The following is a 14649-nucleotide window of genomic DNA, read 5'->3' on the forward strand; positions in this document are numbered from 1 at the left end:
TACATACCTCTCTATTAAGTAAAATTCACAACAGCATATCTACCTGTATGTATAGCATTTACCAATGCATACTGCAATGCAGAATAAACATTCGGATAATATTCAGTAGTATCGTCAAAATTTTTGACAGACAATGTACCGCTTTTTACCACTCTATTGCCGTAGTAATTTATTTTAATATTTACAGGTTGCTTAAAACTACTCATATGTGTAACGCTGCTTCCATCTATCTCATCGTAGCTTATCTGATAGACGTCAGATACAATGCTGCCTGACTTCCCAAGGTTTTTGTTTAAATCATCTATTGTCTTGCCATCAAGTAATTTTACGGTAATCCTGTCAATGTTAGAAGTAAGGTTTAAAGCTTGTGGTGTAAAATCCATGCTAAAGTTAGGCGCCCTAAGACTTATTTTGCAGTTTTTATTGCTAAAACTTTCTGGCACATTTATGACCCACGTATTTGTATTTTTGTATTTGTAGTCTGTTAAATCTATTAGATATGCGCTTTTACTTGCCGCATCATCTCCAAGTGTTATATAAACTACGTTACCTGATATATTCATAGTTGTATTGCCTACTTTATCTGGCACACCAATATCGTACTCAGAGTTGTCAGAGGAATCGGTATATGCACTGTCGCTGGCTGTAAATTGGCTGTTCCCTTTGTCATTGATAGCTCTCATTTTAAAATCATAAAGTGTATTTGAACTTAGCCCATCAACATAGTACTCAAGTTTATCTGTAGACGCAATAAACGAATAATTATCGTCACTATGCTTTTTGCCATATATTTCATAAAGCTTTGCGCCATTTACAGCATTCCAATGTAAATATATTGTATGATCGTTTCCTCTAATTTCTTCAGCATAAAATCCGGATGGATTGTCTGGTGCTGTCTGAACATACGTAAATCCGCCTGCAAGCACTCCCTGTGCACCGTCTGAATTAAATACTATAATATCAACCTTTCCGGCTTCATGTGGAGGTGTAATAACAGTTATCTCTTTATAACTTTTAACAATTACACTTTCTGCTTCTTTACCACCAAATTTCACTGTAAGCCCACTTTTAAAATTGTCACCTGTTATTGTCACAGTATCACCGCCAACTGTAGAGCCTGTATTAGGCGTTATAGATGTTATTACAGGGCTGGCACCTGTCTTTATATATGTATATGCACCTTTCAATGTAAAACTTGCACCATCATCATTAAGCACCTTTACATCTACAGGTATATTTAAAAATTTTTCATCTGCGGCAGGTGTCTTCACAACAATGGTAGTTTCATTATTTGACACTATTGTTGCCTTATATTTTTCAAAATAAACTTTCACATTACTTGAAAATTGGCTTCCTGTAATTGTTACTATAGTTCCTCCATCAATACTTCCCTTAGATGGATCTACTTTAGTAATAACAGGTTTTGAAGCAGCTGAAACAAATTCAATGTTTGTCGTAGCTATGCCGCCATCTGGATTCACGATCTTCAAAGTTTTCGTTCCTATATCCCAACCAGCTGGTACATCAAATTTTATCTCACTGCTATCGAATATAGTTATATCCATCATTTCTTTATCATCAATATATACTTTAGAGCCTGGTCTTATAAGCGTATTGCCATCATATATAGGTACAGCAAAGTTAGAACCACTTACAATAACACTTGTAATACTATTAACGTCAACTTCTGGTGGAATTATGCTACTTATTGTAGGTTTAGATTGAACATATGTAAACCCATTGTCAATATATCCTATGCCCGTATCGTAATTTACCACAGAAACTCTTACAGGACCTGGAAGATTTGGAGGTGTAACGACCTTCAATGTACCATAATCAACATATATTACTTTTGTTGCTTTCACATTTCCAAAATATACATCAGGTCCTATCGGATTTCCATCGCTGTCTTTTAAGATATTTCCATTTTGGTCCTTTGCAATCCTGAAATCCTGTCCTATTATTGTAACAGTATCGCCACCATAAGTAGAACCTGTATTGGGGTTTATTTTTGTTATTACAGGTATGCTGTTTGGCACAACATATGTAAAGCCATCCTCCCCATCATGAAGACCATACGTGTAGTTGCCACCGTCGTAATTTATGACAGTAACATATGTCCTGCCCGGATTACCTGGTGGTGTCATTGCCTGTATGGTACTACCATCGGAGCTTACTGTTATATTTGTAGCAAGTTTTCCGCCGATATACACTTCCGCTCCTCTTCTAAAGTCACTTCCTGTTATAGTTATAGCTGTACCACCATTTACAGTTCCTTTATCAGGTGTTATCGCCGTTATAACAGGATTTGATTCAGGAATAAGGTAGTGAAATTTTTGCGGAGATTTTGCAGTAGCAGTATCTGGATTCACAACTGTAATATCATAAAGGCCACTATACTGTAAATCGGGTACAACTGCTGTTATAGTATTCTCATCAATTACGTACACATCATCCATGACTGTATTGCCTATATAAACTGTTGCACCATCGCTATCTCCAATCTTCCTTGAAAAATCACTGCCAAAGATGTAAACAAGCGTTCCTTTGCCGCCATAATTAGGTGAAATACTGGTAATTTTGGGCTTCGTCTCAATAAGCAGGTACTCAAAACCGTCAGTCAATGATGCCGTTCCGCCATCAGATGGATTTATTACTTGCACGATCTTTTTACCTAATGTCCCTGCAGGCGCCACCGCATTTATTACAGTATTGCCTGATGTAACGCTTGTCACTTTTGCCTGAACACCGTCGATGGTTACAATACTTCCACTTTCAAAATTGCTACCTGTTATAGTTATCTGCGTTCCACCTTTTGTAGGGCCTTTGTTTGGATTGACAGACGTTATTGTAGGTGTCTTCTGTGTGTCTTTTATTTCAAATCCATTTTTAAGTGTAACAGTACCGCCTTCTGTGCCATTCTGCCCATCGTAGTTTGTTATTGTTATATCCTGCCAGCCAACAGGGTAAGGATTTGAGGTTACAGGAACCATTGCCTTTATCTGTGTTCCAATATTTAACTTTTTACCGTCTATAATATTTCCGCTATTATCCTGTACACTTATAACTTCAAGATTTATATTCCCTATTGTAACTGTCGGGTATGAAGGCACATATACTCCATTCTGTACCGTCTGACCTACGTAAAAATCCATTCCTGTAATTGTTATTAGATTTCCACCGTATTTTGAACCAAAATTTGTAAATACGCTTGTGATGGTAGGAGCCGTATAGTAATAGTACCCATTTGCCATTGTTGTAAATCCGCGATTCTGATCTGCATCCTTATTGACAACTTTCACATCAACATAACCCAGCACGCTGCTCTTTGGAGTTATGACGGTTACTATTGACCTATTACTAGAATCAATTGTCAAATCCTTTACTGTGGCTAAAGCACCGCCAAAGTAGATGCTGGCACCAGGCCTAATATCAAATCCCTGTATCGTTACGGTATCCCCGCCTGCCCTGCTTCCGCTGTTAGGAGATATGCTCAAAATCTCCGGATTGGATGGAAGCGGATTATACGTAAATTTTTTAGGAGGTGAGCTTTGCTCAGAGTACTGCATGACGACATTCCCATTTGAATCCATTATAGTCGTTTCAACAGTTACAACAACATCAACAGGCATAGACTGCCCCGGAGGATTTAGAGTAATGCTGGGAGATAATACCTTTAAAATCTCCTGCCCTCCAGACGGCACAGAAACACTTTCTATTTTAGCTTTGTTGCCGCCAAAAGTTACGTATAATTTTCTTTCTCTTTTACCGGTTGCATTTTGCCCAGTTACAGGATCAGTATATGTATAATTGCTGTTGACATAAGTTATTTCAGTGCTGTCGGGATTGGCAGTATAAGTAGAAGGATCGTCGCTTCTTTGAAAATTGTATCCCCAAATTGTCACATCTGTATTGCCATTTTCGTAACCGCTGTATGGATTCATATCAATAGCAACTAAGCTATCTTCAACAGCAAGATAGAAAAAGCCATTAGATTTTGTAACTGTATATCCTGTAATTGGATCAACTATATCTACATTGACAGGCCCTGATTTTGAATAAGGTGGTGTTGTAACCTCTATTGCATCCATATTGTCTGTAAGTCCCGGCAAACTAACCATCTGAACATTTTGGCCCTGAATGCCGCCAAACTTGACTATAAGGTCCTCTCTGAGGTTTTCACCTACTATGATAACTTTTGTTCCACCGGACATTGTCCCTGCATTTGGAGTGATACTGTCAATTGTTATGGCAGAGGGCGTTGGTATAATTTTTAGCGCATTCACCAGTGTGACAGTTGAACCGTCGCTTGAAACTATATCTATATTTTGATATGGAAGTGTAGTATCTTTTGGTGCAGGTACTTTTACAGTCATTTCTGTATCGCTTACCACTGTAACATCGCTACTGTTTACAAGGTTTTCTCCCACGTAAACTCTCATACTGCTTCCAAGTGTCGAAAATCCGTGACCGTATATTGTTATCTTATCGCCTACTATAACCTGATACTTGGATAAGCTAGTTATATCTTGATTAACTGCAGATAGCTTAGGAGGACTATACATATTAGATTGTCCACCATATATATTAGTAACGTATATATTGTAAGTTGTGCTGGGATCAATCCTTAAACTGGAAGGTATATCTGAGATTAGCACAGAACCGCTCTGTGATACCACATTTGATGTTTCTCCATTTATATTGCCTAAAGCTATATCGCTCAAATTGCTTCCTTCCATCCTAATAAATGATTGAGGCTCTGATATTCCTGTTACATTTCCATTGGTGTCCCTCGTCACAGTCTTATAATTATCTAGTGCAGCACTTGTTACCTTAGGATTGTCGAGATATGTAAATCCATTTGGAATTGCAGCACTTTGTCCATCGCTTCTATGCACTATAATCATATACGGTTTATTAGGCGAAAGACCCGTTATATTTTTATCTGGAACTTTTGCATATATCTTGCTTTCATTAACGCTCAGTATCGTAAGCTTTGTGCTATCTGATATAGAATCAATATAGACTGCATCAACCTGCGATATCATATTTCCTGTGCTGTCGAATGTCATAAAAGCACTTCCGTCAATCTCTATGTCTGTAGTGGAGTTGTAAGGCCCTTTTGCAGGCGATGCCATCGTTCCGTCATACCGCAATGACTTAACAGCAGTAATATTGGGAGGGCTTGACGCATAAGCCTTCGACATATTTCCTGGGAAAAGCGACACCAATATGACAAATATCAGCAATAATGACAAATATCTTCTCACTCTCTACACCCTCTTTTTCTATAAATATACTTTATATATAATAAACATTAACTTTTATAAATCAAAGTAAAAATTTCGATATTACAGCCAAAAATAATCTACCTCACTTTTTATATCGGCATTTTGCTTATCAATTTTAAGCAAATAAGCAAAAAAAATGCTGCAATAAATGCAGCACACCATATTGGGTTGGGGGTGCAGAATATAAATTAAATTATGGGGAAAAGGGGAATCATTCTTACGAATTTTATTATATTACATTAAAATGTCTAAATAAATAGGACTTAAGACCCAAATAATCAAAATTTTATCAAGTATTTGTAATCTTTTTCTTCTAAATGCCTTGTTTTCAGCATTTTAATTCCGATGGATAAAAAATTATTTTTCGACAAAATATAATAGTATACTGCAAAATTTTTAAAATTTTCAATATATGATTAGCTAAGGAGGCATTCAAATGTCGATACTTGAAATAAACATCGTCCCTGTAGGAACCGGCAGCGCTTCATATTCAAGCTTCGTTCAAGATGCCGTAAATCTTTTAAACAAAAGAGGACAAAAGTACACCGTAACACCTACATCTACAGTTATTGAAGGAAACACGCCAGAGCTTATGAAAGTAGCCGAAGAAATACACAATATTCCTTTTCAAGACGGCGTAATGAGAGTCGTAACAAATATCATGATTGATGAAAGACGGGATAAACCAGATAATATGGAAAAGAGGGTTAATGAAGTTTGTCAATAGCCAGAATAAGCGCAAAAGCGCTTATTCTAGTTTAACTATAGCTTTTGTCAGCTCATTTATGGAATTTGTCAAGCTGTCTAACTTCCCTTCGATTCTCACTAAAAGATAAATGCTTATAACTATCGGAAAGCCCAGATTTGCAATACCTGCAAATATCTCACTCATATCGATCCTCCTTTGAATAGTTACAATACCAATGCTCACATAAAATATAAATCTACCATGATTTAAATTAATATATCACCTATATGATATTGTATCTGATTAATAATATAAAAGCGGGGATATCCCCGCCCTTTTACTTGACTGCAAATTCTTTTTCTGTCGTAGATACAAGGCTGGCACTGACTGCTTCTACTAGCTCGCCGCCACTTGTATCAAATATATTTTTTGAGATTATTGTCTCCATCGCTGTCTTTACTTGATCATCTGTCAATGTTTCAAGGGCATTATCCACATTGATTCTAAAGTTACTGCCAAGCTTATTTTTAAAATTCATCTGAAGTTGAACTGCCACACTAAAACCTCCTTTCTGTATGAATTAGTTTAAATTTTTACTCTTGCGACAAGTCAACTTGATTTATGCGTGTCACAGATTTTACAGGATATGTTTGAAGCCCACTTAAAATTGCAGCCACATCCATGACATCCTGATCCAGTGCAGAGCTTTTAATGTTGTTGTATGTCCTGCTTCTTATGACATCGACGCCTCTTTCGTCTTTTCCAGTGATGTAGGATATGGAAATCCTTGAGCCTTGTGGTGTAGATATAACTGCCATTTTAATACCTCCTTTTACTTTTTACACTTATAATATAGAAAAAGCGAAAAAATCTTACCCATAAAAAAAACAGGAAATTATCATAAAGATAAGTTCCTGTTTTTAATGCATTTACTTTGCCAGCTCGTATATGGCACGGGCATATATCTTAGCATTTAAGACGAGATCATCTATCTCAATGTACTCATTGGCTTGATGGTCAAGGTCCGGTTTGCCCGGGAAAATCGGTCCAAATGCCACCATGTTTTTCATCTCTTTGGCGTACGTTCCACCACCAATCGACAACGGCTCATCTTTCCTTCCTGTCACATCCTCATAGACTTTCATAAGCGTCTTTATGAGGAAATGATCTTTAGGGAAATAAAGTGGCGGCTGATGCATCATGTTTTCTACTCTCATGCCGTATTCTCCTATTTTCTCATTAAATGGATTCATCAGGTCTTCGTATTTAAATGTAACCGGATATCTTATATTTAGTCCAATGGTGCCTTTCTCCTCATTTAAATTAATTGTGCCGACATTAAACGAAAGCTCTCCTGTGTCATCTTTCAAATTTACTCCAAATGTCTTGCCATTTGTTTCAAGCCCTACATTTTTCGCAAAAAAGTCTATGAATTTCTTCACATCATCGTCTTGCTGATAAATAACATTTAAAAACAATATAAGCTGCATTATGGCATTCTTGCCAAGATAGGGGAGACTTCCATGTGCAGACTCTCCGTGAGACTTAATGACAAGCATGTCATTTTCAATACCGCAATCTATATCAAAGCCTGTCACATCTCTAAATCTTTTTACTTCATCTGGAATACTTTCTCTTCGCTTTTCATCTTTGACAACTATTGCACATTCACAATAATCAGGAACCATGTTTGGCCTATTGCCGCCTTTTATGTACTTAATAGCCAATTCATCAGACTTTTCTTTAAAATCTTTTACAACATTAAATATTGTGATGCCTTTTTCTGCATAAATGACCGGATAATTTGCATCTGGAGTAAAACCTATTGTAGGTGCTTCCTCATGCTTTAGATAGTATTCTATCTCTTTTGAACCCGTTTCTTCATTTGTGCCAAACAATATCCTTACTCTCTTACTTAATTTAAGACCGGAATCTTTGATCGCCTTTAAAGCGTAAAGAGAAGCCATAATTGGGCCCTTATCATCTGTTGCTCCTCTGCCGTATATTTTGCCATCGTGTATTTCAGCACCATATGGAGGATAATCCCATCCATCACCTTCCGGGACAACGTCTAAATGCCCAAGAACTCCTACTATTTCATCTCCTTCACCGTACTCAGCATAGCCCACATATCCATCGACATTTTTCGTCTTAAATCCAAGATTATCGGCAATCATGAGAGCTTTCTCTAAAGCTTTTCCTGGTCCTTCTCCGTACGGCATCCCTGGCTTCGGCTCCCCTTCAGTGCTCTTTATTTTTATAATTTCCTGTGTAGACCTCACCAACTCGTCCTTTAAAATATCTACATACTGATCTAATATCATAAATCAGCCCTCCTACCACAATATTCTAATACCATTATAGTCTCTTTCTCTTATGAAATAAAGCAATATGAGGTAAACCTCATATTGCTCAATCCATCTAATCATCATTTCTTAACAATCTATAAGCACCATTCTTATACCTTCTTGAATATCTCCTAAATAAAAGAAGCGCTGTAACAGAGAAAAATACAGGACCTATTACCATCCATATGGTAGACGCATAATCACCTGATGTCATAGGCTCTATAATAGTAAAGAAATTAGCAAATCCCACTATAGCAGCACTTAATATCGTGACTACCATTACAGTTGTTTTGCTTTTAAATACCTGATACCCTTTCTTTATGCTGCTTTTCCCTTTAAAATATGGGTATGCAATAATTAAAAAGAGATAAGGTATTGTCATTGCCACATTTGCCATTAAAACAAGCCTTGTAAAAAATACTTTTGCAATGTCTCCACCAAAAGACACTAAGAATATCATTGCCACTACAATGCCACACTGTACCCATATAGCCACCTTTGGAATTCCGTCTTTCACATATCCTATATTTCTAGGCCACAATTCCTTTGGGGTTCCTTCTATCAACTGTTTAAGAGGCGTATACGTCAATGTAAAAAACGCACCGATAAGTGCTAAGAACATTGACATACCAACGATTCTTGCAACCCAATTGCCTATGACAACAGCAGTTGCCTGTCCCATTCCGAGGCTTAGGCCAAGCTGATATCCCAAATTGTTCATAATGACATATGCCACGTTTGCCAGATTTATCTTATCAGAAGATAATACATCCTTCCAGTTTGTAAAAATACCTATCAAAAATATCCCCAATGAATATCCAATTGATATTATTGTAGCAGCTATCATCATACCTCTAGGAAATGTCTTTTCTGCATTCTCTGTCTGGTCAACAACGCCACCTACTACTTCTGTCCCACCGTATGCAAATATAGCAAAAACCACAAACGACAAAACAGAAAGAGGTGTCGTATACGAAGGATTCGGTGATGTTATAAATGATCCAATGCCTGTTATAGGCTCTTTAAACTTTCCACCCGTCGCTATAAAGACTATAACCGATCCAATCAAAAGAACAACGTTTAAGAGAAGTATAGCCGTCCCTCCTATAGATGCCACTTTTGAAACACCGCTTAAGCCTTTGCTTGCAACAAATGTTATCACGATAATAAGCATGATGCCAAGCATGCCCAATGTCTGCGTAGAATTAAGCCCTAAAAAATGAAGCTCAGATGTCTTATCACTTCCAAAAATAGCATTTGAAAGTGGAATCCATATTGTAGAGCATATGTTTACAAGCCATACAACATACGAAGCATACCACATGAATGTTCCTGTAAATGCGTACAATGGTCCCACTGATTTCTCCATCCATGTATATATGCCACCGCTTTCTTCTTTAAAGGCAGCACCATACTCTGCCATCATAAATGCATAAGGTATAAAAAATGTAATACCTGACAATATATACCATGGAATAGCGCCATAACCCATCAAATAGAAGGACCTAGGCATATTTGTAAATCCAAAAACAGATGTAAATATCATCAATATCAATGATATCTGCGATAACTTCCTTCTAGCATTTTCTTTTGTTGCCATCTGATTCCTCCTCTTATTTTTTAATTATTAAACTATTTTAATACATTCATTATAATTTAATTTCACAACTTTTGCAATGTTTAAGCCTTACCTAACATTTTACATTCAAACACAAAAGATCTATTGCTTCAAATATGAAAGAATAAGCTCAAAATATTTTCCTCTTTCTTTTTTATTATTAACAGTACCCACAGCGTTATTCTTTAAAAATAAAATATCTTTGCCAGTCCTCACCTTATAATGAAGGCAAGCTTTATACAGCATTTCTCTCAAGCTTTTTGTAAGCTTCAAATTGCAAGATATTTCGTCTATTAAGTCCAATTCATCTCTTTTAAATATCTCATTTTCGTTTTTCATAAAGTCTTGAGCCCTTTTTATGAACACATCGATTTTATCTAAGTTTTTCTCAATAAGGCATGAAACCACATTTTTATCAACAATATCAACACCTATCCTGTCAGAAACTACCTTAATCAAAAATATCCTGTGCTGTTCTACATACTTCGACGCTGAAAGATAAAAACCGCTGGATTCCATATCACACAAAGCTTCTTCTAACTCACTCGCATCTTCTATAGGTTTATCAAAAGTTTCAATAGAATTCTCATAAAATTCATGTTTTAATAATACATCTGTATAGTAATCTTTTCCTGTAGAAGCATCCTTTATCTTATTTATAATATACGCTGTACCTATTTGTACATCATTTTTTGCACCACATATACCCATGTTTATTACAATATCCTCATCAAAAAGAAGATTCCTGGATAAAATATGAGACGTAGCTACAGCACAGGCAATTTTGCCAACACCGGTTATTATTAATGTCATATTATCGCTTTTAAAAATTTGATAAAATCTATCATCCACGTCTTTTTTTAAGTCATAATATTCTATAATAGGCTTTGCCTCAACATACAAAGATACAGCCATGTAAACCATAATTTAATACATCTCCTTTTTTTGTTAGCTTCATGGGAAAAATGCTTATAATATTATAATTCTTTTACCATGACTGCACAAATAAATTTTTATTTTATGTTTACTTAAACTTATTTTATGTTATAATAATATAGAAGCAATAAAAGTCAGGTGTCAATGGTAATTAAAAAGGCGGGAGGTGCATTCCCGTCTTTTTCTGTAGATATGTACTCATTTTCGAATACCACCTAACTATTATTTCTAACAGCCTAAGCAGCAATTCAAAAATTTTGTACAGATCTACATAGCGGCTTTGTTTCCGCTTCTTTTCGTCAGATGCCAATGGTTTCACCTCCTTTCGTTGGAGGTCATGATAATTATACATAAAAAACATTTACAAGATAAAATAAAATTTACTTATCAAGTAAAATACATACAATAAAAAAGAAAGTGTACATAAGTACACTACGCTTTAATCAACTCTATATATAATTGCACCTAGATTTTTTAGCTTTTCCTCTATATTTACATAACCTCTATCTATATGATGCACATCATTAATAATCGTCTTTCCTTCTGCTATGAGTCCTGCCAAAATCAGTGCAGCTCCAGCTCTTAAATCTGTAGCCTTAACTTCCGCACCAGACAAATGATCGATTCCTGTTACTACTGCAGTTCTTCCTTCAATCTTTATGTCTGCTCCCATCCTCTTTAATTCGTCTACATGCATAAATCTGTTTTCAAAGACCGTCTCTATAATTACACTCGTCCCTTTTGCCCCAGCCATCATTGCCATCATCTGCGCCTGCATATCTGTTGGAAATCCTGGATATGGAAGCGTCTTTACATCAACAGCCTTATAATTCCTCTTCCCTTTAACTCTCACACCTGTACCTTCCTCAAATACATCAATACCGCATTCAGTTAGTTTAGCAATAATAGGTTTTATATGATCTACTATGACATTTTCTATAAGTACATCACCACCTGTCATGGCTGCTGCAACCATATACGTGCCAGCTTCGATCCTGTCAGGTATAACTGTATGTTCTGTTCCTTTTAGTTCTTTTACACCTTCAATCCTTATTGTATCTGTACCAGCACCTTTTATATTTGCTCCCATCTTATTTAAGAAATTGGCAAGGTCTACTACTTCAGGCTCTTCTGCTGCATTTTCTATCGTTGTAATACCGTCAGCAAATACAGCAGCCATCATGATATTTTCAGTCGCACCAACGCTGGGAAAATCTAAATATACCTTCTTGCCTACCAGTCTTTTGGCTCTTGCTTCTACATATCCATGCCCTATATCTATTTGAGCCCCGAGAGTTTGAAACCCTTTCAAGTGTAAATCAATTGGTCTTGTCCCTATTGCACATCCACCAGGTAACGATATCTTTGCATGACCCAGTTTTGCCAGGATTGGACCCATCACAAGAAAAGATGCTCTCATCTTTTTTACTAGTTCGTAAGGTGCCTCCACATCTTTTATATCGACATTTATCTTCAATTTTCCGTTCTTAAAGGTACAATGAGCACCAAGAAATTTTATAAGTTCTATCATGACATTTACATCTTTAAGCTCTGGCACATCGTCTATAAACACTTCTCCATATGACAAAAGCGATGCTGCAATGATTGGCAAAACAGAATTTTTCGCGCCACTTATCTTTACTGTACCTCTTAAAGCAGGACTATTCTCAACGATGATCTTCGTGTATACCACCCTCTAATGTTAATATTCTATTGCTATTATTGGTGTCGCAATCCAAATATAAGTTTTATCATCGAAACTACTGTATCTTAATGCTACGTTTAAATTTATTTTTTCACTTCCCATCTCAATATATTCCTTAATTTTATTTGTGTGAGCAGAAATACTGACTAAATTTTCATCGTTTAAACCTTCCACTTTGACAGCGTTCGTGTCTTTCATCACTTCTTCTAATATACTACTAATCTTATCCTTATTCAACAGTCCTTTGTATGCACCTACAAGACATGTAGCAATTTCTGGTGTAAGGCTTAATTTTGAATACGCCTTTATAATTTTTTCGTTTTCACCAATCACGTCCTTATTGCCTTTCAACAAATATTCATCTATCAAAATATATGTTTCATTGGCTACTTCATTTTTAACGCTTTGCATTACAATGGAAACTTTTTTGTTCCCTGTGTCATATTCAGCATCATATTGTCTGAAATTGTCCTGATCTAGTTTTGAAACCTTTACCTTTTTATCGTCAATCCCCATTGATTTTATAATTTTTTCTACAATCATATTCATTTCACTTATAGACGTAAATTTTGAATTCAACTTTGACCATGCATTAATGTTGGCATATTCATAAGATGCTCCACTTTTTTCAAAGCTATTTTCCAAAACAGCAATATCATTGCTTTTGGCTGAAAAAGCATCCATTTGAGAATTTAGCATGACAAACACGATTAATATTGTTACAATAATCAATGATAACTTATTAAACATATTTTTCCTCCAAAATTATAGTAAATAAAAAGTGGGCGGTATTATACGGTAAATTCACAAGGGGGATAATAAATTTACCATATCTTCCGCCCAACCTATTATAATTATTGACTATTTTAAATTTTTTATACATGAAAATAGGACTGTCCTTAATTTAGGATCGTCCTATTGTCTTAAATTCATCCGGTCTTTCATTTATCATACCGAATACATATTTTATAGCGGTCACTATACGCCTTGATGCATTGCCATCTCCATATGGATTTACTGCATTCGCCATCCTATCGTATTCATTTTTATCTGTAAGTAGAAGTTTTGCTTCACTGTACACTCTATCAAAATCTGTACCTATTATCTTTACAGTACCTGCTTTAACTGCTTCAGGCCTTTCTGTCACATCCCTTAAAACCAAGACAGGTTTCCCTAGTGATGGCACTTCTTCCTGAAGACCGCCTGAATCTGTCATAACCATGTAACATCTTTTTAAAAGGTTGTGCATTTCATCTGTGTCAATTGGATCCAGCAGCAATACATTTTCAATATCATCAAGAATACTAAAAACAGCATCCCTTACGATGGGATTTTTGTGAACTGGATATATTATATACGTATCTTTAATGTTTATGGCGATCTTTCTTAATGCATTGCATATATTCTCTATAGGTTCACCCCAGTTCTCTCTCCTATGTGCCGTTACAACAATTACCCTTTTATTTTCATAGTCTATATTGTTTAATCTATCATCGCGAAATACATAATTATCTTTAACAGTGTATTTCATGGCATCTATGACTGTATTCCCGGTTACAAAAATGTCTTTATCACATACACCTTCTCTTAATAAATTGTCCTTTGCCGTCTGTGTTGGTGCAAAGTGCAAATCCGCCAGGACGCCTGTCAACTTTCTATTGATCTCCTCAGGATATGGGAACCATTTATCGTAAGACCTTAATCCAGCCTCTACATGGCCTACCTTTATCTTCTTGTAAAAAGCCGACAAAGCAGAAACAAAAGTTGTAGTTGTATCTCCATGTACAAGAATTAAATCAGGTTTCTCCTTTTCTAAAACTTCGTCAAGTCCTTTTAAGACAGATGACGTTATAGCGGACAGTGATTGATTTTTCTTCATTACGTCAAGGTCGTACTTAGGATTAATATTAAAAAGCCTCAGCACCTGATCCAGCATGTCCCGGTGCTGAGCTGTAACACAAACTACCGTTTCTATATCGCTGGCACTTTCCAACTCTTTTACAAGTGGTGCCATTTTTATTGCTTCTGGTCTTGTACCGAAAATCGGCATAACTTTTAGCATG

11 protein-coding genes are annotated in these 14649 nt (G+C 36.1%); 1 reads left to right on the forward strand and 10 read right to left on the reverse strand.

From position 1 onward, the window contains the following. Positions 1-14: 14 nt before the first annotated feature. The gene (locus tag TTHE_RS12500; protein WP_013298929.1) at positions 15-5270 is read right to left on the reverse strand and encodes an IPT/TIG domain-containing protein; all 5256 of its coding nucleotides are present in this window, start codon (positions 5268-5270) and stop codon (positions 15-17) included. A 457-nt stretch (positions 5271-5727) separates the two neighbouring features. Between TTHE_RS12500 and TTHE_RS12505 the strand changes: the two genes are divergently transcribed. Continuing rightward, a complete protein-coding gene (locus tag TTHE_RS12505) occupies positions 5728-6018 on the forward strand; it encodes an MTH1187 family thiamine-binding protein (RefSeq protein WP_013298930.1) in 291 nt (96 codons plus the stop codon). 21 nt (positions 6019-6039) lie between these two features. Here the strand turns inward: TTHE_RS12505 and TTHE_RS14050 are convergent, their stop codons facing one another. The 9 genes from TTHE_RS14050 to wecB all read right to left on the reverse strand — a co-directional run bounded on the left by TTHE_RS14050 (position 6040) and on the right by wecB (position 14648). Further along, positions 6040-6183, reverse strand: a complete 144-nt coding sequence (locus tag TTHE_RS14050; RefSeq protein ID WP_013298931.1) for a YvrJ family protein — start codon at positions 6181-6183, stop codon at positions 6040-6042. 133 nt (positions 6184-6316) lie between these two features. Next, complete coding sequence (locus tag TTHE_RS12510; protein ID WP_013298932.1) at positions 6317-6535, reverse strand: DUF2922 domain-containing protein; 219 nt, start codon at positions 6533-6535, stop codon at positions 6317-6319. A 37-nt stretch (positions 6536-6572) separates the two neighbouring features. Continuing rightward, on the reverse strand, positions 6573-6797 hold the full coding sequence (locus tag TTHE_RS12515; RefSeq protein ID WP_013298933.1) for a DUF1659 domain-containing protein: 225 nt from the start codon (positions 6795-6797) through the stop codon (positions 6573-6575). A 111-nt stretch (positions 6798-6908) separates the two neighbouring features. Then, positions 6909-8303, reverse strand: coding sequence for a dipeptidase PepV (gene pepV / locus TTHE_RS12520; protein WP_013298934.1), 1395 nt, complete (start codon positions 8301-8303; stop codon positions 6909-6911). A 97-nt stretch (positions 8304-8400) separates the two neighbouring features. Further along, positions 8401-9927, reverse strand: a complete 1527-nt coding sequence (yjeM, locus tag TTHE_RS12525) for a glutamate/gamma-aminobutyrate family transporter YjeM (RefSeq protein ID WP_013298935.1) — start codon at positions 9925-9927, stop codon at positions 8401-8403. A 120-nt stretch (positions 9928-10047) separates the two neighbouring features. After that, positions 10048-10869 carry a 5'-methylthioadenosine/S-adenosylhomocysteine nucleosidase family protein gene (locus TTHE_RS12530; protein WP_013298936.1) on the reverse strand — a complete coding sequence of 274 codons (822 nt, stop codon included), beginning with the start codon at positions 10867-10869 and terminating at the stop codon, positions 10048-10050. A 451-nt stretch (positions 10870-11320) separates the two neighbouring features. Continuing rightward, positions 11321-12574, reverse strand: coding sequence for a UDP-N-acetylglucosamine 1-carboxyvinyltransferase (murA, locus tag TTHE_RS12535; RefSeq protein WP_013298937.1), 1254 nt, complete (start codon positions 12572-12574; stop codon positions 11321-11323). Positions 12575-12583: 9 nt separating this feature from the next. Further along, positions 12584-13336, reverse strand: coding sequence for a YwmB family TATA-box binding protein (locus TTHE_RS12540; RefSeq protein ID WP_013298938.1), 753 nt, complete (start codon positions 13334-13336; stop codon positions 12584-12586). A gap of 154 nt (positions 13337-13490) precedes the next feature. Beyond that, positions 13491-14648, reverse strand: coding sequence for a non-hydrolyzing UDP-N-acetylglucosamine 2-epimerase (gene wecB, locus TTHE_RS12545; protein ID WP_013298939.1), 1158 nt, complete (start codon positions 14646-14648; stop codon positions 13491-13493). Between the last annotated feature and the right edge of the window lies 1 nt (position 14649).

The organism is Thermoanaerobacterium thermosaccharolyticum DSM 571, assembly GCF_000145615.1.
GTDB classification, from domain to species: domain Bacteria; phylum Bacillota; class Thermoanaerobacteria; order Thermoanaerobacterales; family Thermoanaerobacteraceae; genus Thermoanaerobacterium; species Thermoanaerobacterium thermosaccharolyticum.

What these genes read in the sequence shown, in the direction of transcription:
- TTHE_RS12505 (WP_013298930.1), top strand. Translation starts at nt 5,728, where the DNA reads ATGTCGATACTTGAAATAAACATCGTCCCTGTAGGAACCGGCAGCGCT.
- TTHE_RS14050 (WP_013298931.1), bottom strand. Translation starts at nt 6,183, where the DNA reads ATGAGTGAGATATTTGCAGGTATTGCAAATCTGGGCTTTCCGATAGTT.
- TTHE_RS12515 (WP_013298933.1), bottom strand. Translation starts at nt 6,797, where the DNA reads ATGGCAGTTATATCTACACCACAAGGCTCAAGGATTTCCATATCCTAC.
- pepV (WP_013298934.1), bottom strand. Translation starts at nt 8,303, where the DNA reads ATGATATTAGATCAGTATGTAGATATTTTAAAGGACGAGTTGGTGAGG.
- yjeM (WP_013298935.1), bottom strand. Translation starts at nt 9,927, where the DNA reads ATGGCAACAAAAGAAAATGCTAGAAGGAAGTTATCGCAGATATCATTG.
- TTHE_RS12530 (WP_013298936.1), bottom strand. Translation starts at nt 10,869, where the DNA reads ATGGTTTACATGGCTGTATCTTTGTATGTTGAGGCAAAGCCTATTATA.
- TTHE_RS12540 (WP_013298938.1), bottom strand. Translation starts at nt 13,336, where the DNA reads ATGTTTAATAAGTTATCATTGATTATTGTAACAATATTAATCGTGTTT.
- wecB (WP_013298939.1), bottom strand. Translation starts at nt 14,648, where the DNA reads ATGCTAAAAGTTATGCCGATTTTCGGTACAAGACCAGAAGCAATAAAA.